Origin of the sequence: Pseudomonas sp. GD03842 (genome assembly GCF_029841165.1) — a bacterium.
Lineage (GTDB): Bacteria > Pseudomonadota > Gammaproteobacteria > Pseudomonadales > Pseudomonadaceae > Aquipseudomonas.
This window is the reverse complement of sequence record NZ_JAOCEA010000009.1, coordinates 167,756-188,954: the sequence shown is the minus strand read 5'-3', so window position 1 is coordinate 188,954 and position 21,199 is coordinate 167,756. Positions and strand designations below refer to the sequence as shown.

Annotated in this window: 25 protein-coding genes and 1 tRNA gene; 11 read left to right on the top strand and 15 right to left on the bottom strand. The window is 59.7% G+C overall.

The annotated features are described in order from the left end of the window. Positions 1–54: 54 nt before the first annotated feature. Positions 55–528, top strand: coding sequence for a cyclic nucleotide-binding domain-containing protein (locus N5D61_RS15020; protein WP_108235641.1), 474 nt, complete (start codon positions 55–57; stop codon positions 526–528). A 38-nt stretch (positions 529–566) separates the two neighbouring features. Here N5D61_RS15020 and N5D61_RS15015 read toward each other — a convergent pair whose 3' ends face one another. Next, positions 567–854, bottom strand: coding sequence for a hypothetical protein (locus tag N5D61_RS15015; RefSeq protein ID WP_279893374.1), 288 nt, complete (start codon positions 852–854; stop codon positions 567–569). 144 nt (positions 855–998) lie between these two features. Between N5D61_RS15015 and N5D61_RS15010 the strand changes: the two genes are divergently transcribed. From N5D61_RS15010 to N5D61_RS15000, 3 genes are all read left to right on the top strand, one after another. After that, complete coding sequence (locus N5D61_RS15010) at positions 999–1,376, top strand: YajD family HNH nuclease (RefSeq protein ID WP_108235643.1); 378 nt, start codon at positions 999–1,001, stop codon at positions 1,374–1,376. A gap of 113 nt (positions 1,377–1,489) precedes the next feature. Then, on the top strand, positions 1,490–1,978 hold the full coding sequence (locus N5D61_RS15005) for an RNA methyltransferase (protein WP_279893373.1): 489 nt from the start codon (positions 1,490–1,492) through the stop codon (positions 1,976–1,978). Between the two features lie 81 nt (positions 1,979–2,059). Further along, the gene (locus N5D61_RS15000) at positions 2,060–2,431 is read left to right on the top strand and encodes a DUF2892 domain-containing protein (RefSeq protein WP_108235645.1); all 372 of its coding nucleotides are present in this window, start codon (positions 2,060–2,062) and stop codon (positions 2,429–2,431) included. Positions 2,432–2,449: 18 nt separating this feature from the next. On the opposite strand, the gene N5D61_RS14995 is transcribed toward N5D61_RS15000, so the two are convergent. Further along, complete coding sequence (locus tag N5D61_RS14995; RefSeq protein WP_108235646.1) at positions 2,450–2,899, bottom strand: YcgN family cysteine cluster protein; 450 nt, start codon at positions 2,897–2,899, stop codon at positions 2,450–2,452. A 276-nt stretch (positions 2,900–3,175) separates the two neighbouring features. Between N5D61_RS14995 and N5D61_RS14990 the strand changes: the two genes are divergently transcribed. Next, complete coding sequence (locus N5D61_RS14990; protein ID WP_108235647.1) at positions 3,176–3,769, top strand: nitroreductase family protein; 594 nt, start codon at positions 3,176–3,178, stop codon at positions 3,767–3,769. Positions 3,770–3,854: 85 nt separating this feature from the next. On the opposite strand, the gene N5D61_RS14985 is transcribed toward N5D61_RS14990, so the two are convergent. From N5D61_RS14985 to N5D61_RS14965, 5 genes are all read right to left on the bottom strand, one after another. Continuing rightward, entirely contained in the window at positions 3,855–4,787 is a 933-nt protein-coding gene (locus N5D61_RS14985; protein WP_108235648.1) for a D-2-hydroxyacid dehydrogenase, read from the bottom strand. A gap of 126 nt (positions 4,788–4,913) precedes the next feature. Beyond that, positions 4,914–5,207 carry a YcgL domain-containing protein gene (locus tag N5D61_RS14980; RefSeq protein ID WP_108235649.1) on the bottom strand — a complete coding sequence of 98 codons (294 nt, stop codon included), beginning with the start codon at positions 5,205–5,207 and terminating at the stop codon, positions 4,914–4,916. After that, a complete protein-coding gene (rnd, locus tag N5D61_RS14975) occupies positions 5,204–6,337 on the bottom strand; it encodes a ribonuclease D (protein ID WP_108235650.1) in 1,134 nt (377 codons plus the stop codon). The genes N5D61_RS14980 and rnd overlap by 4 nt, the downstream gene beginning before the upstream one ends. Positions 6,338–6,469: 132 nt before the next feature. Continuing rightward, a complete protein-coding gene (locus N5D61_RS14970) occupies positions 6,470–7,135 on the bottom strand; it encodes a class I SAM-dependent methyltransferase (protein WP_108235651.1) in 666 nt (221 codons plus the stop codon). Beyond that, positions 7,128–8,777: a phosphoethanolamine--lipid A transferase gene (locus tag N5D61_RS14965; protein ID WP_279893372.1), complete on the bottom strand. Its 1,650-nt coding sequence runs from the start codon at positions 8,775–8,777 to the stop codon at positions 7,128–7,130. The genes N5D61_RS14970 and N5D61_RS14965 overlap by 8 nt, the downstream gene beginning before the upstream one ends. Before the next feature lie 350 nt (positions 8,778–9,127). On the opposite strand from N5D61_RS14965, the gene N5D61_RS14960 reads away from it, so the two are divergent. Both N5D61_RS14960 and N5D61_RS14955 read left to right on the top strand, forming a co-directional pair. Further along, positions 9,128–9,583, top strand: a complete 456-nt coding sequence (locus N5D61_RS14960) for a PAAR domain-containing protein (RefSeq protein ID WP_279893371.1) — start codon at positions 9,128–9,130, stop codon at positions 9,581–9,583. Further along, the gene (locus tag N5D61_RS14955; RefSeq protein ID WP_108235654.1) at positions 9,583–9,957 is read left to right on the top strand and encodes a DUF2931 family protein; all 375 of its coding nucleotides are present in this window, start codon (positions 9,583–9,585) and stop codon (positions 9,955–9,957) included. Before N5D61_RS14960 ends, N5D61_RS14955 begins: the two co-directional genes overlap by 1 nt. 199 nt (positions 9,958–10,156) lie before the next feature. On the opposite strand, the gene N5D61_RS14950 is transcribed toward N5D61_RS14955, so the two are convergent. Then, positions 10,157–11,845, bottom strand: a complete 1,689-nt coding sequence (locus N5D61_RS14950; protein WP_279893370.1) for an NAD-dependent malic enzyme — start codon at positions 11,843–11,845, stop codon at positions 10,157–10,159. A 388-nt stretch (positions 11,846–12,233) separates the two neighbouring features. Between N5D61_RS14950 and N5D61_RS14945 the strand changes: the two genes are divergently transcribed. The 3 genes from N5D61_RS14945 (at position 12,234) to N5D61_RS14935 (ending at position 15,680) form a co-directional block, all read left to right on the top strand. After that, a complete protein-coding gene (locus tag N5D61_RS14945; protein WP_108235656.1) occupies positions 12,234–13,331 on the top strand; it encodes a carboxynorspermidine decarboxylase in 1,098 nt (365 codons plus the stop codon). A gap of 26 nt (positions 13,332–13,357) precedes the next feature. Then, complete coding sequence (locus tag N5D61_RS14940; protein ID WP_108235657.1) at positions 13,358–14,596, top strand: saccharopine dehydrogenase family protein; 1,239 nt, start codon at positions 13,358–13,360, stop codon at positions 14,594–14,596. 457 nt (positions 14,597–15,053) lie between these two features. Beyond that, positions 15,054–15,680, top strand: a complete 627-nt coding sequence (locus N5D61_RS14935) for a LysE family translocator (protein ID WP_108235658.1) — start codon at positions 15,054–15,056, stop codon at positions 15,678–15,680. 66 nt (positions 15,681–15,746) lie between these two features. Here the strand turns inward: N5D61_RS14935 and N5D61_RS14930 are convergent, their stop codons facing one another. From N5D61_RS14930 to dapA, 7 genes are all read right to left on the bottom strand, one after another. Further along, on the bottom strand, positions 15,747–16,046 hold the full coding sequence (locus N5D61_RS14930; protein WP_108235659.1) for a chorismate mutase: 300 nt from the start codon (positions 16,044–16,046) through the stop codon (positions 15,747–15,749). Between the two features lie 205 nt (positions 16,047–16,251). Next, a complete protein-coding gene (locus N5D61_RS14925; RefSeq protein ID WP_177410976.1) occupies positions 16,252–16,464 on the bottom strand; it encodes a hypothetical protein in 213 nt (70 codons plus the stop codon). A gap of 99 nt (positions 16,465–16,563) precedes the next feature. Continuing rightward, positions 16,564–16,653: transfer RNA gene (locus N5D61_RS14920), tRNA-Ser, on the bottom strand. A gap of 90 nt (positions 16,654–16,743) precedes the next feature. Next, positions 16,744–17,457: a phosphoribosylaminoimidazolesuccinocarboxamide synthase gene (gene purC, locus N5D61_RS14915; protein ID WP_062382684.1), complete on the bottom strand. Its 714-nt coding sequence runs from the start codon at positions 17,455–17,457 to the stop codon at positions 16,744–16,746. A gap of 87 nt (positions 17,458–17,544) precedes the next feature. Continuing rightward, positions 17,545–18,303: an MBL fold metallo-hydrolase gene (locus N5D61_RS14910; protein WP_279893369.1), complete on the bottom strand. Its 759-nt coding sequence runs from the start codon at positions 18,301–18,303 to the stop codon at positions 17,545–17,547. Beyond that, positions 18,304–19,419 carry an outer membrane protein assembly factor BamC gene (bamC, locus tag N5D61_RS14905; protein WP_108235661.1) on the bottom strand — a complete coding sequence of 372 codons (1,116 nt, stop codon included), beginning with the start codon at positions 19,417–19,419 and terminating at the stop codon, positions 18,304–18,306. Between the two features lie 17 nt (positions 19,420–19,436). After that, positions 19,437–20,315: a 4-hydroxy-tetrahydrodipicolinate synthase gene (gene dapA / locus N5D61_RS14900; RefSeq protein ID WP_279893368.1), complete on the bottom strand. Its 879-nt coding sequence runs from the start codon at positions 20,313–20,315 to the stop codon at positions 19,437–19,439. A gap of 313 nt (positions 20,316–20,628) precedes the next feature. On the opposite strand from dapA, the gene N5D61_RS14895 reads away from it, so the two are divergent. Further along, complete coding sequence (locus N5D61_RS14895) at positions 20,629–21,192, top strand: glycine cleavage system protein R (RefSeq protein WP_108235663.1); 564 nt, start codon at positions 20,629–20,631, stop codon at positions 21,190–21,192. Positions 21,193–21,199 lie beyond the last annotated feature (7 nt).

Here is a 21,199-nt window from a genome sequence, read left to right as displayed (position 1 = left end):
GCCCGACCCTGTGGGGTCCGGGGCCGCTCTCTCGACACCGAAAAGACATATGCCATGCCGACGAATTCCTCTCTGAACAATGAAATCCGTGAAATGCTGATGGACTGCGGGCTGTTTCTCGCGCTCACGCCAGCGGACTTTTCCGCGGCTGCGGGCTATTTCAGCATCAGCCACGTCGATAAAGGCGACGCAGTTTTCAATGAGGGGGACGCCGGCACGTTCATGTGCATCCTCCACTCGGGCACGGTGTCGGTTCAGAAACTCAACGGCGAAGGCAGGCAGGTGGAAACCGCCCTTCTGCGCAGCGGTCGAGCGTTTGGCGAGATGGCGGTGCTGGACGGGGAGCGACGGTCAGCCACTTGCATCGCGGCGTCGCCCTGCTCTCTGCTGAACCTGGGCAAGGACTCACTGGACAAGATGCTCAACGAAGCGCCGAAAGTCGCCGCCAAGATCATCCGGGCCATCGCGGTGGCCATGTCCAAGCGCCTGCGAATGATGGACGGCCAAGTGCTGGCGCAGCACGAGTAGCCGCTTCCGGCATTGGCAGGCCTGCTGCCGAGTGCCTCTCAGGGCGCCGGCTTGGCGGGCGGGGTCAGCGCCGGCAGTGGCTCATCGTCCTTGGGCGGCCCCGGTTGCGGAATTTTCGGCAACAAGGGCGGATTGCCCTGCCCGCCCACGCGTGGAACCCCAGGTGGGGAAACCTGCGGATAAGGCGTCGGGGTCGCCGTACCAGGCGAACCGGCGGTCGCCGCGATCGGCTCGGGCGTATTCAGGACAGGTTGCAACGTTTCGGCGACGACGGGCGACACGCCCATGATCGTCAGCGCAGACATCGCTAAAATCAACCGCATCATCGTTGGCCTCCGCAGCCAATCTTCTTTCCTGCGGCTCAGGCTACTCTTGCGCGAGAAAATTGCCACTGTCGGTGATGGCTGTGGAACCCCGAGCAACGCGCTAAACTCGTCCCACTGCCAACCGCACACGAAACAGGTGACACCATGAGCTCGGGCACGCCGACCAATACGTCCAAACTTGATCGCATCCTTGCCGATGCCCAACGCGACCGCGAAATGGGTTACCGCGACAAGGCCTTGCGCATGTACCCGCATGTCTGCGGTCGCTGCGCCCGGGAGTTCTCCGGCAAGCGCCTGAGCGAACTGACCGTGCACCATCGCGACCACAATCATGACAACAACCCTCAGGATGGCTCTAATTGGGAGCTCCTGTGCCTGTACTGCCATGACAATGAGCACTCGCGCTACACCGACCAACAGTATTTCTCCGAGGGTTCGCTCGGCACACCGAAAACCGCCAAGGCCACCCATAATCCTTTTGCCGCACTGGCCGGTTTGATGAAAGACAGCGGCAAATCCTGAATCGCCCTCTGCCGGGAAGGCGCGGCCGGGCCCTCCGGCCGTTGCCTTGACTTGCAGCTTGAGGCTCGAAGCTTGAAACTGCGCCCCCGTTTTCCGAAGAGCACCCTCCCCTCGTGGCCAACAAACGCTATGCCTGTATCGGCTTGTTCAACCCTAAATCACCGGAAAACGTCGGCTCGGTCATGCGCGCGGCAGGCTGTTACGGGGTGGCGTCGGTGTTCTACACCGGCAAGCGCTATGAGCGGGCGCGAGACTTTGTCACTGACACCAAGAAAATCCATCAGGACATCCCCCTGATCGGCATCGACGACCTGAAGAAAATCATCCCGCTGGGGTGCGTCCCCGTCGCCGTCGAGCTGGTCGAAGGCGCCCGTGCGCTGCCTGAATACACCCACCCTGATCGAGCGATCTACATTTTCGGCCCCGAGGACGGTTCGCTGGACAAGGAGATTCGTGATTGGTGTGAAGACGTGGTGTACATCCCCACCACCGGATGCATGAACCTGGCCGCGACCGTCAATGTGGTTTTGTACGACCGCATGGCCAAAGGCAACAACACCCGCTCCGGCCCACTGTTCGGACGCGAAACCGAACGGACCTGACCACCGTCCCGATAAACGCATGGAACAGTTTCGTCACGCGGCAGTCAGCTACAGGGACCCTACTTTTCATGGAGAACCCTCATGAGCGATACCCCGATCCTGACACGCGTAGAACGTCCGCTGCGTGACCTTCCCGAACAGAATGTACAAGGCTGGGAGCGCATCGGCTCGCTGGCCGGGGGCGTCTTGATGATGGGCAAGGGCCTGCGCCGTGGTGGCCTTTTCGGCCTGGTGCAACTGGCCATTGGTGGCGCAGTACTGGCTCGCGGCATCACCGGCCATTGCTCGGCCAAGTCCCTGCTGGAAAAAAGCCGTAGCGACATGGCTGCCGCCCGCGCGCGCATCGAGGAAGCCGGTGCCGAGCTGAGCAAGCTCAAAACCAAGGCCGAAGTGGCTGCGGAAGAAGCCGTCGTGAAGAGCGTGGACGCGGTGACCGGGTCCAAAGGCGTTTAAACCGGCGCGCGACGTGCGTTAACCCGCGCGGAAAATCAGGTAATCCTCCCAGTCGTCTTCGGCCACGCTGGCTTCGCTGAGCATGCGGCCGGACTGGGAGATGCGCTGTTTGTGGACCTGGTCCCGATCACCGCACACCAGATGGTGCCATATGGGCAGGTCCTTCCCCTCGCTGACCAGTCGATACCCGCAGGTGGGGGGCAACCACTTGAACTCATCGGCCTGGCCAGGCGTGAGCTGAATGCAATCGGGCACTCGCGCCTTACGGTTCGGATAATCGCTGCATTGGCAGGTGTTCAAGTCCAGCAGTTTGCACGCAATGCGCGTGTAATAGACGCTGCCATCCTCCTCGTCTTCGAGCTTCTGCAGGCAGCAAAGGCCACAGCCGTCGCACAATGATTCCCACTCCTTGGAATCGAGTTGAGAAAGGGACTTGCGCATCCAGAACGGTTCGACTTTGGCGGCCATGGCGTGAGGCAATCGGTATCGGCTGATGAAAAGGCCGCCAGTCTAGAGGCACATCGCGCAGGGGGAAAGCAGCGGCGACTGTCGGTAGCGCAGGGTTGTCATGAACGGGGCGGCCAAGTAGCTTTATGCCCTCACGCGGCCGCGCTGAGCGCCTGCCACCCCCGCATCACGCCTTACCGTTTCGACGATGCCTGCCGTCCACGGCCCATCTGATGGATGCCGCGCGCTGCGCCTCCGGGCACGCGGTCACTTCAACCTGTTCAGGATCAGCCCTTCATGAGCGCCAACCCTCGCATTGCCGACTACCCCATTCACCCGCAATTCACCGACCGCTGGTCGCCTCGCGCATTCACCGGCGAGGGTATCCCCCAAGAAACGTTGCTGAGCTTTTTTGAAGCGGCACGCTGGGCACCGTCGGCTTACAACTCGCAACCGTGGCGCTTTCTGTATGCACGTCGCGACACGCCGAACTGGGAACGTTTTCTGGGCCTGCTGAACGAGTTCAACCGGGGCTGGGCGCAGCATGCGGCGGCGCTGGTCATCGTGATCTCCAAGACCACCTTCACGGCCCCCGGGGCCACTGAAGAGACGCCCGCCTTGTGGCACACCTTCGACACCGGGTCGGCCTGGGGCCATTTGGCATTGCAAGCCAGCTTGAGCGGGTGGCATACCCATGGCATGGCCGGCTTCGACCAGGAACTGACCCGCAAGGAATTGAAGATCCCGGACGGTTACGCGCTGCATGCCGCTGTCGCCATCGGCAAGCTGGGCGACAAATCGAGCCTGCCCGACTACCTGCAAGCCCGCGAAACCCCGAGCCCACGGCGCCCGCTCGCCGAACTGGTCGCCGAAGGGGACTTCAGCTTGTAAACCTGAGCCCCCTGACCGCACGGATCCGGTCTGGCGCGACCCGGTCTGACGCGACCCGGTCTGGCGAGACCCGGTCTGGCGGGGCTCAGTACCCCTTCTCGAAGTCCACTTCCCCGCGCAGGGGTTCACCCGCCGTGTAGGCCGCCAGGTTGTCGACGAACAGGCGGGTCATCGCGGGCGGCGACGTCGGTGCCGAGCTGTGGCCGGTCAGCAAAAGGCCCCACGCGGTCCAGAACGGATGGCGCTGCGGCAGCGGCTCCTGGCGACAGACATCGATGACCGCGCCCGCCAGATGACCTTCCTTCAACGCATTGACCAAATCCGCATCGACCACCGCCACCCCCCGTCCGACATTGATGAACAATGACGATGGCTTGAAATGGGCGAACAGCTTCGCGTCGTAAATGTCGTGGGTCTGCGGGGTATTGGGCAGCAGGTTGATCACGAAGTCAGCGTCCGCCACCAGGCGGGGCAAGTCGTCCAGCGCGCCGACTTCGAGGAAAGGCGCCAGCGTACGGGACGTCGAAGCCACGCCATACACCTGCACGCCAAAGGGCGTCAGGAAGCGGGCGACGCTCAGGCCGATGTCACCGGTGCCGACGATCAATGCCTTGCGCCCCGCAAGGCTCATGCCTGGCCGGGTGTCCCATTTGCGCTCGACCTGGCTGACCAGACGCGCCAGCACTTCGCGCTCGTGCACCAGCATGTAGGTCAGGACGAACTCAGCCATGACCTGGCCAAAAATCCCCACGGCCCGTGTCAACCGGTAATCGCGCTGGAGCCCGTCGGCCAGCAGCGGCGTGATACCGGCCCAGGTCGACTGCAGCCATTGCGGTCGGTGACCCTGACGCAACAGGGTCGCGAGCAGATCAGGCTGTCCCAGCCAGATCGGCGCATCCACCGCCATTTTTGCCAGCTCGGCAGAGTCGCCGCTGCTGAGGACCTCGATATCGGGAGCGGCCTTGCGAAGCAGGTCGGTGTAAACAGCGTAATCGTGTTCGGCGATCAGAACGCGCATGAAATCAAAACTCGAAAAAACAGAACGTGCGACCGCCCTCACCCAGGTTGCCCGCTCAAAGACAGAAACGGATCTGGCGCATGGACAGCCTTGGAAAAACCCGCGGTGATCGGCGGGTGTGAGCGATCAGACCGGGTCGTTGCGGCGCAGCAACTCTTCGGGGAGGTGCTCGATGTACTCCTCCTCGGCAGGCGGCATCTGCAAGTGATAACCCTGCTTTTCCAGGTTTTCCAGCACCGTGTGAATGTCTTCGCGTGCCAGCGTGCGTTCAGGGGTCAATACCAGGTCGAACGCGTGTTGCGGTTTACCGAAAACGCTGAGCAAGCCTTCCGGTACTCGTTCCAGCGCCTCGCTCTTGAGCACATACAGGTACATTTCGTTTTTGCGCGGGCTGCGGTAGATGGAGCAAATCTGTTTCAACGCTGTTCTCCGGCAGTGGCCAGGCTGTCGAGCAGCATCTGGCCCATCAACTCGCGGCGCCAGCCACGCAGCGAATCGGGCAGTTGGTAGGGACCGTCAGGAAACCCGGTCTTGAGCAAGGCTTCGAGCGTCTTTTTCCGCAGCATCAGTTCCGGGGCCATGTTCAGCCGTTCGGCCTGGTGTTGCCCAATGGCCCGTAGGCGCTTGAGCACGCTCGACGCTTCGATCGGCAGCGGCTCCGGCAAGGCCGGCGGCCATAGATCGGGGGAGACGCTGCCTGCCGTCTTGATCAGGTCCAGCAAGAATTCGCCGTCCTGACGTACGGTCTTGGGGTGCATGTCTTCGATTCGGGCCAGCGCAACCAGATTGTCCGGCTGCCCCTTTGCCAGCGGCCAAAGGGAATTCTCGCGCAATATCCGGTTGCGAGGCTGGTTGCGAAGGCGCGCCTGCTGCTCGCGCCAGGCGCAGAGCTCACGCAGCACGTTCAACTGCGCACGAGACAGTTTCCAAGCCAGCTTGGCTTCGCGGTAGACCTCATAGGGATCGGTTTCACGGCGCAGATTGGCGACCAGCTCGGCGCCATCTTCCAGCACCCAGGCGTACTTCTCGTCCGACAGGCGAGGACGCAGCAGCGCATAGACTTCTGCAAGGTGTACCGCATCTTCGGCGGCGTAACTGATTTGCGTGTCCGACAAGGGACGCTGCAACCAGTCCGAACGGGTTTCGCCTTTGGGCAATTCGATGTTCAGGACTTCCTGAACCAATCGCGAATAGCCCATGGAAAAACCGAGGTTCAAGTAGGCGGCGGCCAGTTGAGTGTCAAAAAGCGGCGCGGGCAGGCTGCCCGTCAGGCGCAACAGCACCTCCAGGTCCTCGCTGCAGGCGTGGAGCACCTTGATGACGGCGGTGTTTTCCAGTAACGCAGCCAGCGGCGCCCAGTCGTCGATCAGCAAGGGGTCGATCAGGAAAGCGCGAGAACCGTCGCCGATCTGCAACAGCCCGGCAATGGGATAAAAGGTGTCGACCCGCATGAATTCGGTGTCGAGGGCGACGAATGGCAATTTCTGCCACTGCGCACAATGGTGGGCGAGGCTCTCGTCGTCGCGAATCCAGAGAATATCGATGGCCACACGGCTCTCCCTTGTAGAATGGCGCGCAGTATATATCGCTCAGAGCGTTTACCGGGCATCCGTCCTGCAAGTCTCGACCAACTTCATCCTGCCTGTCCGGCAATTGTGCGCCACCGACGACCGCTCATAGGCTCAGGAACCCACTTTGCGCAACACGTAAACACGCCACATGGCATAGCCGGGAAGAAAATCATGGTGGCCGACGATCCGAAAGCCGGCATCGCGAAATTCCGACTCGATCTGGCTGCGCCCCACCACGAAGCGGTTGCGAGGCATCGACTTCTCCCCCTCACGCACTGACAGTCGTTCCAGGCGCTTGCGGCGCCATGCCTTCAGGTTGCCGTCGACCCACAGAGCAACGATGGCCGTGTCCCGCGTCACTCGGTAAAACTCGTCGAGAATCGCACGGCGCTTGTCACTGTCGGCGATGTGATGAAACAACCGCATGCAAAAGATGCAATCCACCGCGTTGGCGGACAGATCGATGCACAGCGCGGAGCTTTGAAACGTCCGAATGCGTTGGCGTACATCGGTGGACGACTGTGCCTGGGCAATGTCGAGCATGTCCCAGGACGGATCGGCGGCAAGTATCACCCGGTTTGCATGTTCGGCGAGAACGGGCCAGAAGCGACCGGCACCGGACGGCAAATCCAGTACCAGGCCAGGATCGCCCGCGTCGCGCAAGGCCAGGCGGGCTAGCTGAGCGTCGCGCCACAGGCTCAAGCGTCGCGCCAGCCCCTGCTCATGCTGGTGCACATGGGCCTGCAGCGGGGAGTGGTCCGTCGTGGGCTCATTCATTGGCCAGCACCCCGTCGGTGTAGATCCCACGACAACCGGCGAACATATCCAGCGCGGGGTTATAGACGCGGGTGTGAACTTGCAACAGACCGAGCATCGAATGGAACAGGTTGTCCTGGCTCAACGGCGCGTTGCGCTCTTGCTGCAGGCAATGCGTGTCCACGGCGAACGTTTGCTGATAGCTGTCGGAGAACCAGGCGATCATCGGCACGTGCTTCTGCTGATCGGGCGCGAGCATATAAGGCGTGCCATGCAGGAACAGGTTGTATTCGCCCAGTGACTCACCGTGATCCGACAGGTAAACCATGGCGGTGTCCACTTTGTCCTGATTGCGCCGCAAGGTATCGATCAACGTCGCCAGCACATGATCGGTGTACAACAACGTGTTGTCATAGCCGTTGATAATGCTTTCTCGCGAGCAATTATTCAGGGCATTGCTTTCACAGACCGGGGTGAACTTCTCGAAGGCCTTGGGATATCGCTTGAAGTATTCAGGCCCGTGGCTGCCCATCTGGTGAAGTACCAGAACGGTGTCTTTATCCAATTGATCGATGAAGTGCTGCAGCCCCTGCAAAAGGATCTCGTCGCGACACTCGTGGTCGGCGCAGAGCAGGGGATCCTGGAGGTTGCTGACGTCCTGCAAAGTCACTCGATCGCAGGTGCCCTTGCAGCCGGATTGATTGTCGCGCCAGATCACATCCAGCCCCGCTCGCTTGAGCACATCGAGCATGCCCTCCTGGTTTTTGGCCACACTGGCGTTGTAGTCCCGGCGTCCCATGTTGGAAAACATACACGGCACCGACACCGCGGTTTCCGTACCGCAGGAGTGCACATCCGTGAACGTCAGCAAGCCGCGTTCTTTTTTCAGCTCCGGGGTGGTGTCGCGGTTATAGCCCAGAATGCCGAAGTTTTCGGCCCGCGCACTCTCCCCTACTACCAGGACAGTCAAGGATTTGCGTTTGTGTTGTTGCCACTCGCTGGCCAGTTTCGCGTCTTCACCGATGCTCACGAATGGCTGCCGGGCAGACTTCACCTGTTCGCTGAGGTAGCTCAGCGACGCTCCGATGTAGTTGCTCGGCACCACCATCAGCCGCAGTTCGTGATGATTGCGAAACAAGGAGGACAAACCTTGGTAATTCATCAGCGCCACCCCGCCCGTCACGCTGGCGCAGACAACGCAGACGACGACCTTGCTCAAGACTTCGCGCGGCCAGCGACGGTAGAGGATGGATGTTTTCCAAAGTATCAGGGACGGCACACCACCCAGTAACAGCAAGTAAGCAATCAACTTGAGCGACAACAGGCCCTGAACTTCCGTGGCATTGGTTTCGGCAAAGTTGCGGAACATCCCCGAATCGATCAAGACGCCATATTCGTTCATGAAATAGGCGACGCCAGCACTGACCATGAACAACACAATCAATAACGGTTTCAATACGTGCTTGAAGGCAAACAGCGTCAGAACGATATTGAAGGCGCCTAGCACCATGAGGGCAAACGCACCGCGCAACAAGAGCCCCTGGCCGTTTAAATCGGTGAGGGTGAATAAATGCCGCCACAGCGTGACGTTAAATCCCGCTAATAAGAAAATGCTGGCGAGCAGGGTCACGAGTTCGGGGCGAACTGCTTTTACGTTCAACATGGAAAGGTACGTGCCTGAAAAAAGGGGGCGTCGGATGAAGAACAGGTCGCTTCCCCGATGTGGCGAACTTTAGGGGCCGCGCTATCAATTTTTTGTGAAAAGGATGCGAACAAAAGGTGGGGTCTGACGGCGAGGGTTTCCGCTGACTTCCAACGCGTCGGATGGCCTCTAAAGTTCTGCATGTTGACCCCGTCATTGTCTGTAGGAAACGGACTAGCCATTCTTCATCCCCGTCGCACGACCTCTGGCGCGCCCTGACACAGCTGCCCCTCTCCGATCTGGCCATGATGCCGAGCCCCGCCGGTCGGCCGCTTTTGCACTGGCTGGCAACGTTCACAGGAGGAACATTGATGAGGGAAGGCTTTTTCATTCGCCTGTTCGACCGCACGACCTGCGGCGGGAAGGTTCAGCAGGCGACGTCTAACATCGACCTCGAGGGGCTGGACATGGCGCGCATGGGCGACGTCGTCAGTTGCGGCGTCGACGGCAAGCTTTACCAAATCGAAGGCGGACTGCCTCACTTCACAGCCGATAACCTGCCGGTCGCGGGCACACTGCACAGCGTCAGCGGTTGCCCATGCCGGTCCATTCTGATTCCGTCGGTAGTGAGTGCCACTTACGCTGGCAATTCTTCCATCCCCGCCCCCCATCACTCGCTGGGCCCGAGCGCGGCCGTTGCGCCTGCCAGCCCACGCAAACCCGCCAGCGCCGCTGACGACGCTGGCGACGACCTCGAGGAAGAGGAGGAAGAAGTCGAACTCGAGCCGCTGATCACGTTGCGGGCTGAGGTTAAGGCAAATACGTGATGGGCGCCGACCTGCCAAGGCAGATCTACGTCCGATGGCAATCAAAGGTCGAACCCCAAACTTACCACACGCGTATCGACATTCCGGAGTCGGTGCGCAACATCATGCGCAAGAAAGAAAAGGTTTTTTGTCGTTTTACTGGAAAAAATGAGGAGCAATACCGCGAAGCAATCGTGATCGGGCTGGCTCCCGGTGGCATCGCAAAAGTATGGGTGACGGGACCTTGCCTATCTCCCATTACAGTGACTAAGGTGCAGGCGAAGGTCGACCCAGTGGGACCGTGGGACGGAAATTCAAACGGTGTGTACGACCCGATCTCCGCCGAATCCCAGGCCTACATCGAAAAATTCGGCGTCCCTTACGGCTCATGGTGAGCACACGAATAGCCCATGGTTCGCAAAACAGTTGATGACGCAGATCGTGCAACGTGCCCGGCGCAGGTCGGGATGCCGCCCGGGACCATCGGTGGCACCTCCCCCTGTAGGCGCTCGCTGACGGGCGCAAGCGAGGGTGTCACTCCCCCGTCAGCAAGTGGGCGCCCGCCGGATTGAAACGCCCGCTCGCGGGAGCTCGTTACACTGCGCTTCGACGATAGCTGCGGTAGTTCGGCATCCAGAAGTTGCGCTCGATGGCCTCGACCAGCATCTCGTCGGAGGTGTCCAGCGCAACATTTTCAGCCTGGGCCTGCTTGGCAACGGCCAAGGCAATTTTCTTGCTCACCGCCTGGATTTCCTTGAGCGGCGGCAGCACGGCATCGCCTTTGCCCGTCACCATCGGCGAGCACTCGGCCAACGCATTGGAAGCAGCCATTAGCATTTTGTCGGTGATGCGCGTGGCTTTCGCCGCGATCACGCCCAAGCCGATGCCCGGGAAAATGTAGGAGTTGTTGCACTGCGCGATGTGGAACGTGCGGTCGCCGACCGTGACCGGTGCGAATGGGCTGCCGGTCGCCACCAGCGCATCGCCGTTGGTCCAGGTCAGCACTTCCTGCGGCGTCACCTCGACTTTGGAGGTCGGGTTGGACAGCGGCATGACCAGCGGCTTGGCACAGTGCTTGTGCATTTCGCGGATGATCTGCTCGGTGAACAGGCCACGCTGGCCGGACACGCCGATCAACACCGTCGGTTGGCCGTTCCTGACCACGTCCAGCAGCTCCGGGTAACCGTCGGCACTCGACCAGCCCGCGACATCGGCAGCTTTTTGCGCCAGGTTTTTCTGGAAGTCCAGCAGGTTGTCCATGCTGTCGGTCAGCAAGCCGAACCGGTCGACCATCATCACCCGCTTGCGCGCTTCGGTTTCGCTCAAGCCTTCGATGACCATCGCGGCAATGATGTGTTCGGCGATCCCGCAACCGGCCGAGCCGGCACCCAGGAAGACCACGCGCTGCTGACTCAGCGATTCATTCTTCGCCTTGCAGGCAGCCAGCAACGTTCCCACCGCCACCGACGCGGTGCCCTGAATGTCGTCGTTGAAGCAGCACAGCTCATCGCGGTATTTCTCCAGCAACGGCATGGCGTTGGTCTGGGCGAAGTCTTCGAACTGCAGGAGCACGTCCGGCCAGCGGCGCTGCACGGCTTCGATGAACAGCGCGACGAAATCTTCGTACTCTTTGCCGGTGATGCGTTTGTGGCGCCAGCCCATGTACATCGGGTCGTCCAGCAATTCCTGATTGTTGGTGCCGACATCCAGCACAATCGGCAAGGTGTAAGCCGGGCTTATCCCGCCACACGCGGTGTACAACGACAGCTTGCCGATCGGAATGCCCATGCCGCCAATACCTTGGTCGCCCAGCCCGAGGATGCGCTCACTGTCGGTCACGACGATGATCTTGATGCGGTCCTTGGTGGCGCTGCGCAGGATGTCGTCGATGCGATCACGGTCCGGGTAGGACACGAACAAGCCGCGGTGGGTGCGGTAGATCTTCGAAAACTCCTGGCACGCCTGGCCCACGGTCGGGGTGTAGATAATGGGCAGCATCTCTTCCAAATGAGAGTCGAGCAGGCGGAAGAACAATGTTTCGTTGTTGTCCTGGATCGAGCGCAGGTAGATGTGCTTGTCCAGGTCACTTGCGCACTGTCGGTACTGGCTGTAGACGCGGGTTACTTGCTCTTCGATGGTTTCTACGTTTTGCGGCAGCAGCCCGATCAGGTTGAAATCCACACGCTCCTGTGGCGTGAAGGCGCTGCCTTTGTTGAGCAGCGGCATCTCCAGCAATGAGGGGCCTGCGTAGGAAATGTATAAAGGTCGCGAAGTCTTGGTCATCAGTAATCGCCTTCTTTCTATTTGCTCTGTCAATGCGGGCTTGCTACGGCGCCTCGGAGATCGATCAATACGACACTCGACGCTGGCGCAGTACAACGATGAGGGGATGAAATCAGGGCGCCTATCTTACTCGCCTCGAAGCGATTGCGACATTTTGTCACCGTCCTGATTGCTGAATGACGGCTGAACACGGAGGGAAGCAGCGGCGCGGGCGTCAGGAAGCCCACACCAACTGCCCGGCGACTGAACACAAAATGTTTCGATACAGGCAGAAATGAGTCACGACCGTCGCAATTCGCGGCAAAAAGTGTGCTTCACCCTTTCGATCCACTTCGAGTGAAGGCACAATCCCCGTCCTTTTTCGGCAGGCATTGGTGGAGGCCACGAAATGATCAACACGCCGTACTACCTCATCGATAAACAGAAGCTGCTGCGCAACATGGAGAAGATCGCTTATCTGCGCGAACACTCCGGCGCAAAAGCCCTGCTGGCGCTGAAATGTTTCGCGACCTGGTCGGTGTTCGACCTGATGCAGCAATACATGGACGGTACCACCTCTTCCTCTCTCTATGAGCTGAAGCTGGGCCGTCAGAAGTTCGCGGGTGAAACCCACGCCTACAGCGTCGCATGGGCGGATGACGAGATCGAAGAGATGCTCGCCAACTGCGACAAGATCATCTTCAACTCCATCAGCCAGCTCGAACGCCATGCCCCGGCCTGCGCCGACAAGGTTCGCGGCTTGCGCGTGAACCCCCAGGTGAGCAGCTCCGATTACCTGCTGGCCGATCCGGCGCGCCCTTTCAGCCGCCTGGGCGAGTGGGATCCGGAAAAGATCGAGAAGGTCATCGATCAAGTCAGCGGTTTCATGTTCCACAACAATTGTGAGAACGGCGACTTCACTCTGTTCGATCAGATGTTGTCGACCATCGAGGAACGCTTCGGCCAACTGCTGCACAAGGTCGAGTGGGTCAGCCTCGGAGGCGGCATCCATTTCACGGGTGAAGGCTATCCGCTCGATGCGTTCTGCGCGCGCCTGAAGGCTTTTTCGCAGAAATACGGCGTGCAGGTGTACCTCGAGCCAGGCGAAGCGGCAATTACCCAGAGCGCCTCACTGGAAGTGACCGTCCTCGACACACTGTACAACGGCAAGCACCTGGCCGTGGTCGACAGTTCGATCGAGGCCCATATGCTGGACCTGCTGATCTATCGCCTGAACGCGAAGCTGGCCCCGAGCGAAGGCGAACACACCTACATGGTATGTGGCAAATCCTGCTTGGCCGGGGACATTTTCGGTGAGTACTCATTTGATCGTCCGCTGGCCATCGGCGATCGTCTGTCGTTCGTGGACGCAGCGGGCTACACCATGGTCAAGAAAAACTGGTTCAACGGCCTGAAAATGCCGTCCATCGCGGTGAAACAACTCGACGGTACAGTCGAGGTGGTTCGTGAGTTTGGTTTCGACGATTACCTGTCCAGCCTTTCGTAAGCTGGCAGAAAGGAGAGAGAAATAAATTGAAGAAGAACGTTCTTATCATTGGTGCGGGAGGTGTCGCCAAGGTGGTGGCCCACAAGTGCGCGCAGCATAACGACGAGCTCGGTCGTATTGCCATCGCGTCGCGTAACATCTCCAAGTGCCAGGCCATCATCGACAGCGTGAACGCCAAAGGCAGCCTGAAGCAGCCTGCACAGATCAAGGCCTACGCCTTGAACGCGCTGGATATCGAAGCGACCAAGTCGCTCATTCTGGAAACCGAATCGCAGATCGTCATCAATGTGGGTTCTGCATTCCTCAACATGTCGGTCCTGCGTGCCTGCATCGACACCGGCGTCGCTTACCTGGACACGGCGATCCACGAAGAACCCGGCAAGGTCTGCGAAACGCCGCCTTGGTATGGCAACTACGAGTGGAAGCACCTCGAAGAATGCCAACAGAAGGGCATCACGGCGATCCTCGGCATCGGCTTCGACCCGGGTGTGGTCAACGCCTACGCAGCCCTGGCGCAGCAAGAATATTTCGACCGCATCGATTCGATCGACATCCTCGACGTCAATGCCGGTTCGCACGGTAAGTACTTTGCGACCAATTTCGACCCGGAAATCAACTTCCGCGAATTTACCGGACAGGTGTGGAGCTGGCAGAACAGCCAGTGGACCAGCAACACCATGTTCGAAGTCAAGCGCACTGACGACCTGCCCGTCGTAGGCGCGCAAGACCTTTATCTCACCGGCCACGATGAAGTGCACTCGCTGTCGAAAAACCTCGACGTGCCCAACGTGCGATTCTGGATGAGTTTCGGTGCGCACTACATCAATGTGTTCACTGTGCTGAAAAACCTCGGCCTGCTTTCGGAGCAGCCCGTCAAGACCGCTGAAGGCGTCGAAATCGTTCCGCTGAAAGTGGTCAAGGCCGTCCTGCCCGATCCGGCCTCACTGGCACCGGGTTACACCGGAAAAACCTGCATTGGCGACCTGGTCAAAGGCACCAAGGATGGCAAGGCGCGCGAAGTATTCATCTACAACGTCGCCGACCACGAAGAAGCCTTTGCCGAAACTGACAGTCAAGGCATCTCCTACACCGCCGGCGTACCGCCTGTCGCTGCGGCATTGCTGGTGGCCCGCGGCGAGTGGGACGTGAACCGCATGGTCAACGTCGAGGAGCTGCCTGCGCAGGCCTTCCTCAAGGCGTTGGACGTGATGGGTCTGCCGACCCGCATCAAGGACGAGAACGGCGACCGCCCCTGGGACGCCTGAGCCTTGAAGACGAGGTGCGTCCGCCCGGGCGCACCTCATTGTGATGAGGGGCGCGAATGCCCCGCATCCCGCTTCAATACGAACGAGCTGAAACTCACGCAATCGCCGAGATGATGAGCACGTCATCTGGCATGAGCCGTCGAGGCGCGAAGCGGTGAACCGCAGGCGCAAAGTCCACAGGAAAAGCTCGGGGACACTTCACCCCAAGGCCCGCTGCACGCCCTCAGCAATCACCAAAGCCGCGTGAAGTACTCCGCCGTTTTCGTGTCCGATGATCCCGGCGGCGATCGCGATCAGCGTGCAAAAATTGCGTCGATCGGCTGTCAAACGCTGGGCCAGCAACTGTGAGCAAATCGCTTAAAAGAGAGGTGCAGCAGCTTTGACTTTGCAACTGAGCACAGGCACAGTCCCCCGCTACGCGTGAATAAATGCTTCGTCGAGACATAAGGAGATTAAAGTGTTTCCGATCGATATATGGCTTGCATATACCGCAGCCTGCTTGCTCTTGGTACTTTCGCCAGGGCCAGACAATCTCTTGGCTGTAGCTCGAGGAATGAGTCAGGGCAAGATTGCCGCCATCGTATCTGGCATGGCGTCTGGAGCAGGTATTCTGTTTCATGTCACGACTGCTTCGCTTGGCTTGACATTGCTCATGCAGACGTCTGCGGTCGCGTTCTGGATTGTCAAAATCATAGGCGCCGGTTATCTGCTTTGGCTTGGCATAAAGGTTCTACGGTCTCGGAGCCTGATCAGCTTTCAACCGGCAACTCGGCAGACATTGCCGAGCATTTTTCTAACGGGATTGCTTTCGGCTGCACTCAACCCAAAACCTGGACTGTTCGTACTGGCATTCATCCCGCAATTCGTCGATCCACAACGCGGCTCGGTGACTGTTCAAATGCTGGTGTATGGCCTATGGTTCGCCGCACTTACGGCAGTTGGGTTCGCATTGATGGGCGTGTTTGCCACTGCACTGTCCCGCGTGCTACGCAAAAGCCCCCGCGTCGTGAATGGTCTGAATGTCGGGGCCGGACTTACATTTGTCGCTTCTGGAGTCTCAATAGCGGCGCTTAGCCAAAAGTAGGCTAGGTCGGCTCAGCAAGGCTGATCTATCCGCCTTGCTGAGCCAAAGTTGATTAAAAAGACGAGCTCAACGCTTGTTTTTCAAGTCTGAATGAGTCTTTAGTTCTTCTTCGATAAATGCCGCAATCATGGTCCGATATACCTTCTCTACGATATCGGGTGATGCGCCGCAATCCTCTGCAATCGAGCGCACTTTGCTGATCACCTGCTCCACCCGCGCTGGAGCTCGTACATCATCGGAATTTTTTTTGAATGCAGCCGCCTGAGTAACGAAATCAGCGCGCTTGGCAAGTAGCGCCACCACGTCGTGGTCAATGCGATCTATATTTCTACGAACTTCATCGATTGAGGTGCAACGCACTTCCATGGTCTTTTATCCCTCTTATTGGTCAAGGTATTCAGGTCTACAACACCTTACGTTATCGAGATTTAAACGGTAGGTCTACGCGGCGCCAAGAAACTCCGCATCGGCGCAGCGCCCACCGCCGCAGGTACGGCCTTGGAGGCGATCCGATGTTCCTTCCACCTCTTGAACCTGACCTCTTCATATTTGGCGCCCTTCTTCGTGGATGTCACCTCAAAAGATAACGGCCCAGGGCCTCAGCAAGCGTGGTGCTTTCTGGTGCATGCATATCGACGAATCGCGCGCGCGACATATCACCCTCGATCTCGGCAGCCCGGCGCTGGGCTTCCGCCGTGGTCTCGAAGGTGGCTGAAAGGGTCGGATATTCTTTGCGACGGATCTGGGCACGCCAGGTGCTGCCGCGCTTCTCGCGGCAGGCCATGGGGCAATCATAAGCGTTGGTTGAGGGTGGCACTTTTACCGCAAAATCCCCCCAAATGAAAAAGGCCCCGAGCGCTACAAACGCTCGGGGCCTTATATATGGCGGAGAGATAGGGATTTGAACCCTAGGTACCCGCGAAGGTACAACGGATTTCGAATCCGTCCCGTTCGGCCACTCCGGCATCTCTCCAACGGCGCGCATCATAACAGCTTGTTAAAAAAACGCGAACCCTTTTTTCAAATTTCTCGCGTTTTTTCAGATGCTTGCAGCGCTCGCGCGTTAGAGCGGAACGCCCAGGCGATGGGCGACTTCTTCATAGGCTTCGATGACATCACCCAGGCCTTGACGGAAGCGATCCTTGTCCATTTTCTTCTTGGTGTCCTTGTCCCACAGGCGGCAGCCGTCAGGGCTGAATTCGTCGCCCAGGACGATGGAGCCGTCGCTGAACACGCCGAATTCCAGTTTGAAATCGACCAGCAGCAGGCCTGCGTCGTCGAACAGCTTGGTCAGCACATCATTGACCTTGAGCGACAGTTCTTTCATGCGCGCCAGTTGTTCGGCGGTGCCCCAGCCGAAGGCAACGACGTGGGATTCGTTGATGAACGGATCGCCTTTGGCGTCGTCCTTCAGGAACAGTTCGAAGGTGTAAGGGTTGAGCTTCATACCCTCTTCCACGCCCAGGCGCTTGACGAGGCTGCCAGCAGCGTAGTTGCGCACGACGCACTCGACCGGGATCATGTCGAGCTTCTTGACCAGCACTTCGTTGTCGGCCAGCAGCTTGTCGAACTGAGTGGGAATGCCCGCAGCTTCCAGCTTTTGCATGATGAAGGCGTTGAACTTGTTGTTCACCATGCCTTTGCGATCGAGCTGTTCGATGCGCTTGCCGTCGAACGCCGAGGTGTCGTTGCGAAACAGCAGGATCAAGCGGTCAGCGTCGTCGGTCTTGTAAACCGACTTGGCTTTGCCGCGGTAGAGTTCTTCACGTTTTTCCATGATGGGCTCCGCTTGCAAAAATGGTCGGGCCAGATGCCCGGTAAAAATAGCCTGGGCGAGACTGACGCCCTGTAAACAGTTGGGCCGCTAGGCGATTTCGCGCCAATCGAGCCCCGAATCCTGGTCGGCCAATTGTAGCCAGTCCGGGTCACACCCGAGGGTGTCGACGAAACATTGCCGGGCCAGATGCGGCAGGTTGTTCTTGCTGCTCAGGTGGGCCAGCACCAGATGCTGCAAGCCCTGCCATCCCAGCTCATTCACCAGGCTGGCGGCCTGGTGATTGTTCAAATGCCCGAACTCGCCACCGACCCGTTGCTTCAGGAAATACGGGTAGGCGCCTCGCGCAAGCAGATCCCGGCAATGGTTGGACTCGACCATCAACGCGTCCAGCCCACGGTAACGATCGAGCACCGCCGGGCAGTACGAGCCCAGGTCGGTCAGCAGCCCGAAGCGACGGCGACCGTCATTGAAGACGAACTGCGTCGGCTCCAGCGCATCATGAGCCACGGTCACCACGTCGATGTTCAGCCCGCCAATCTGCACGCCCTGCCCGCCTTGCAGCCTGACACCCGCCTCAATCGGCTTGCGCATGCCACGCAACGTGCCGTCGCTGAGGTATACAGGAACATCGTATCGCCGAGACAGCAAACCCACGCCATGCACGTGGTCTGCATGTTCGTGGGTTACCAGGATGGCGCTCAGTTGACGACCGCTGACGCCCAGCCGGTCCAGCCGACGCTCGGTTTCCCGCAGGGAGAAACCGCAGTCGACCAGCACGTACGTGTCGTTGCTCGCGATCAGCGTGCCGTTGCCCCGGCTGCCGCTGCCCAGAACCGCGAAACGCACTTAGCCGAGGTTGTCTTGAATGACGCTCAACACGCGGCGGGCGACGTCGGTCGGCGCTACGGTGTTGATGTTCTTCTCGACGGTCACTTGGACGTTGTCACCCACCTTGCTCAGGCGTACCTGATACCGCTCGGCGCGAGCTTCCTTCTGCTCCTTGGTCTCTTCGCTGCCAAACATCCGGGCGAAGAAGCCAGGCTTGTTCTCTGGCCGGTCGGCTTTTTCTGCCAGGTTGATGTAGTACAGACCCAGGCTGCGGTTGATGTCTTCAACACGCCAGTCGCCCTGGTTCAACGCGCGGCCCACGCTGGACCAGGCGCGGTCGAGGTCCGCCCCCAGGTTCAGCACCGGGTTGCCGCTGCCATCCTCGCTCAGGGATACCCGGCTCGGGGTGTCGTAGTCACGGGCAGCGAGCAACGACACGGAACCACCCTTCTCGGCGGTACGGGTCAGGCTGGCCAGCATGTCGTCGGTGAGGACCGAGTCCAGGCCAACGTTGACGCTGCGCGGCGAAAAGGCCGGCTCGTCGCTGCTGCCAGCCGGACGCTGGGCGCTGACGATATAGATTTCGCTGGTGTTGCGCTGCACGCCTGGCTCGATACGGACCCGCACCCGAGTCTCGGTAGCGGCGCTGTCGCCCGCGCCATTCATGCGCTTGGCAACCGAGGCGGACAGCTCATCCACGCGTTGCCACGTCGTGCTGAATTCACCAGTCTGCGGACGGTCTTCGGCGATGCGGAAACCGTTGTCTTCGAAATACTGGTGAGCCACTGGCCAGACTTCGGCCGGCGCGCGCTGAGCCAGAATCCAGCGGTTGTCGCCGCTTTTCTGCAGGGTGTAGTCGCCGGAATCCTGAACGGTGGACAGTGGCTGCGGACGCGGAACGGTGAATTCACCTTTCTGGGTGTCATCCGCCACGTTGCGCGGGATAGGCAGCAGCGGATCCAGACGCTTGGTTTCCTGAAGGCCTTCAGGCAATTGCATCGGGGGTTTCTGGGTCGCTTCCAGGTAATCGCTGCTGCGATCACGGAAGTAACCGTCTTGCCCAAACAACCAGCTGCAACCGCTGGTGCTGGAGATGATCAGGGCTAGTGCGGAAAGTCCGGCCAGTCGCTTCATTGCGTAGTGCTTCCTCATTAAACCAGTACGCCGGACTGGCGCAGGGCCTGACGTACCGGCTCGTGGCAGGACTCGCTGAGCCAGGTGAGCGGCAGACGGATACCGTCCGGCATCAAACCCATTTCATGCAGGGCCCATTTCACGGGGATTGGGTTCGATTCGATGAACAGGTTCTTGTTCAGCGGCATCAGTTTTTCATGCAGGGCACGGGCGGTCTGCGCGTCGCCAGCGATGGCGGCCTTGCACAGTTCGGCCATGTCGCGCGGGGCGACGTTGGCGGTCACGGAAATGTTGCCCTTGCCGCCAAGCAGCATCAGCTCGACCGCCGTCGCGTCGTCACCGGAATACACCAGGAAGTCGCTGTCGACGCCAGCCAGGATGTCCTGGGCGCGTTGCAGGTCGCCGGTGGCTTCCTTGATGGCGATGATGTTCTTGATCTTCGACAGACGGATCACGGTGTCGGCCTTCATGTCGCAGGAGGTGCGGCCTGGCACGTTGTAAAGGATCTGCGGGATATCGACGGCTTCGGCGATGTGCTTGAAATGCTGGTACAAGCCTTCCTGGGTCGGCTTGTTGTAATACGGGGTGACCAGCAGGCAGGCATCGGCACCGGCGTTCTTGGCGTTGGTGGTCAATTCCACGGCTTCGCGGGTGGAGTTGGCGCCCGTGCCGGCGATCACCGGGATACGGCCAGCGACCTGCTGGACCACGCGACGGATCACTTCGATGTGCTCATTGACATCGAGGGTGGCGGACTCGCCGGTCGTGCCGACGGCGACAATGGCGTTGGTGCCCTCTTTCAGGTGAAAGTCCACCAGTTTGCTCAGGCTGTCCCAGTCAAGACGCCCCTGTGCATCCATCGGTGTGACCAGTGCCACCATACTGCCCGCAATCATGCAAACCGCTCCTGCCGCAAAAAGAGAGCGGTAATGGTACTGGCGCCATGGTCCTTGCACAAGGCGAGCATTCCCCTGAGCGACGGTTTTCGCTACCCTTCGGTCTTTGATCGGTACTGCTCATCTGCGCTGCTCGTTCGACTGATCGCTTCCGTCGCCACAAACCCCGTTCCAGCCCCGTTTTCGCCTGAGGTGAATGATCTGCCCAGGCGGCGAACGACGACGAACCCGGGGCGGCACCCGACACCTGCGCTCACAGAACCCGGCGCTGCGCCCTGAAACGTATCGACCGCTCATCGTTTAGGAAAGCTGCATGTCGTCCATCCCCACCGTTCGCGAACAATTCCTCGTCATCAGTGCCCTTGGCGCCAACCCGATGGAGCTGACCAACGTCCTGTGCCGCGCCAGCCATGAATCCCGTTGCTCGGTCGTCAGCTCGCGCCTGACGCGTCACGGCGAATGCAGTGCCTTGGTGCTTCAGGTGTCCGGCAGTTGGGACGCGCTGGCGCGCCTGGAAACCAGCCTGCCGAATCTGTCGAAGAAGCACGCCTTCACCGTCAACGTGGTGCGTAGCTCGTCGCTGGAAAATCGCCCTGAAGCATTGCCTTACGTTGCCTATGTCAGCTCGGCCTACCGCCCGGACATCATCAACGAGCTGTGCCAGTTCTTCATCGATCATCACGTCGAACTGGAAAACCTGATCTGCGATACCTATCAGGCGCCACAGACCGGCGGCACGATGCTCAACGCCACCTTTACCGTCACGCTTCCCGCCGGGACTCAGATCAGTTGGCTGCGTGACCAGTTCCTGGACTTCGCCGACGCGCTCAATCTCGATGCGCTGATCGAACCCTGGCGCCCGCAAGCCCCTATGTAAGGAAGCC

What these genes read in the sequence shown, in the direction of transcription:
- N5D61_RS15020 (WP_108235641.1), top strand. Translation starts at nt 55, where the DNA reads ATGCCGACGAATTCCTCTCTGAACAATGAAATCCGTGAAATGCTGATG.
- N5D61_RS15015 (WP_279893374.1), bottom strand. Translation starts at nt 854, where the DNA reads ATGATGCGGTTGATTTTAGCGATGTCTGCGCTGACGATCATGGGCGTG.
- N5D61_RS15010 (WP_108235643.1), top strand. Translation starts at nt 999, where the DNA reads ATGAGCTCGGGCACGCCGACCAATACGTCCAAACTTGATCGCATCCTT.
- N5D61_RS15000 (WP_108235645.1), top strand. Translation starts at nt 2,060, where the DNA reads ATGAGCGATACCCCGATCCTGACACGCGTAGAACGTCCGCTGCGTGAC.
- N5D61_RS14995 (WP_108235646.1), bottom strand. Translation starts at nt 2,899, where the DNA reads ATGGCCGCCAAAGTCGAACCGTTCTGGATGCGCAAGTCCCTTTCTCAA.
- N5D61_RS14990 (WP_108235647.1), top strand. Translation starts at nt 3,176, where the DNA reads ATGAGCGCCAACCCTCGCATTGCCGACTACCCCATTCACCCGCAATTC.
- N5D61_RS14985 (WP_108235648.1), bottom strand. Translation starts at nt 4,787, where the DNA reads ATGCGCGTTCTGATCGCCGAACACGATTACGCTGTTTACACCGACCTG.
- N5D61_RS14970 (WP_108235651.1), bottom strand. Translation starts at nt 7,135, where the DNA reads ATGAATGAGCCCACGACGGACCACTCCCCGCTGCAGGCCCATGTGCAC.
- N5D61_RS14965 (WP_279893372.1), bottom strand. Translation starts at nt 8,777, where the DNA reads ATGTTGAACGTAAAAGCAGTTCGCCCCGAACTCGTGACCCTGCTCGCC.
- N5D61_RS14960 (WP_279893371.1), top strand. Translation starts at nt 9,128, where the DNA reads ATGAGGGAAGGCTTTTTCATTCGCCTGTTCGACCGCACGACCTGCGGC.
- N5D61_RS14955 (WP_108235654.1), top strand. Translation starts at nt 9,583, where the DNA reads ATGGGCGCCGACCTGCCAAGGCAGATCTACGTCCGATGGCAATCAAAG.
- N5D61_RS14950 (WP_279893370.1), bottom strand. Translation starts at nt 11,845, where the DNA reads ATGACCAAGACTTCGCGACCTTTATACATTTCCTACGCAGGCCCCTCA.
- N5D61_RS14945 (WP_108235656.1), top strand. Translation starts at nt 12,234, where the DNA reads ATGATCAACACGCCGTACTACCTCATCGATAAACAGAAGCTGCTGCGC.
- N5D61_RS14930 (WP_108235659.1), bottom strand. Translation starts at nt 16,046, where the DNA reads ATGGAAGTGCGTTGCACCTCAATCGATGAAGTTCGTAGAAATATAGAT.
- N5D61_RS14925 (WP_177410976.1), bottom strand. Translation starts at nt 16,464, where the DNA reads ATGGCCTGCCGCGAGAAGCGCGGCAGCACCTGGCGTGCCCAGATCCGT.
- purC (WP_062382684.1), bottom strand. Translation starts at nt 17,457, where the DNA reads ATGGAAAAACGTGAAGAACTCTACCGCGGCAAAGCCAAGTCGGTTTAC.
- bamC (WP_108235661.1), bottom strand. Translation starts at nt 19,419, where the DNA reads ATGAAGCGACTGGCCGGACTTTCCGCACTAGCCCTGATCATCTCCAGC.
- dapA (WP_279893368.1), bottom strand. Translation starts at nt 20,315, where the DNA reads ATGATTGCGGGCAGTATGGTGGCACTGGTCACACCGATGGATGCACAG.
- N5D61_RS14895 (WP_108235663.1), top strand. Translation starts at nt 20,629, where the DNA reads ATGTCGTCCATCCCCACCGTTCGCGAACAATTCCTCGTCATCAGTGCC.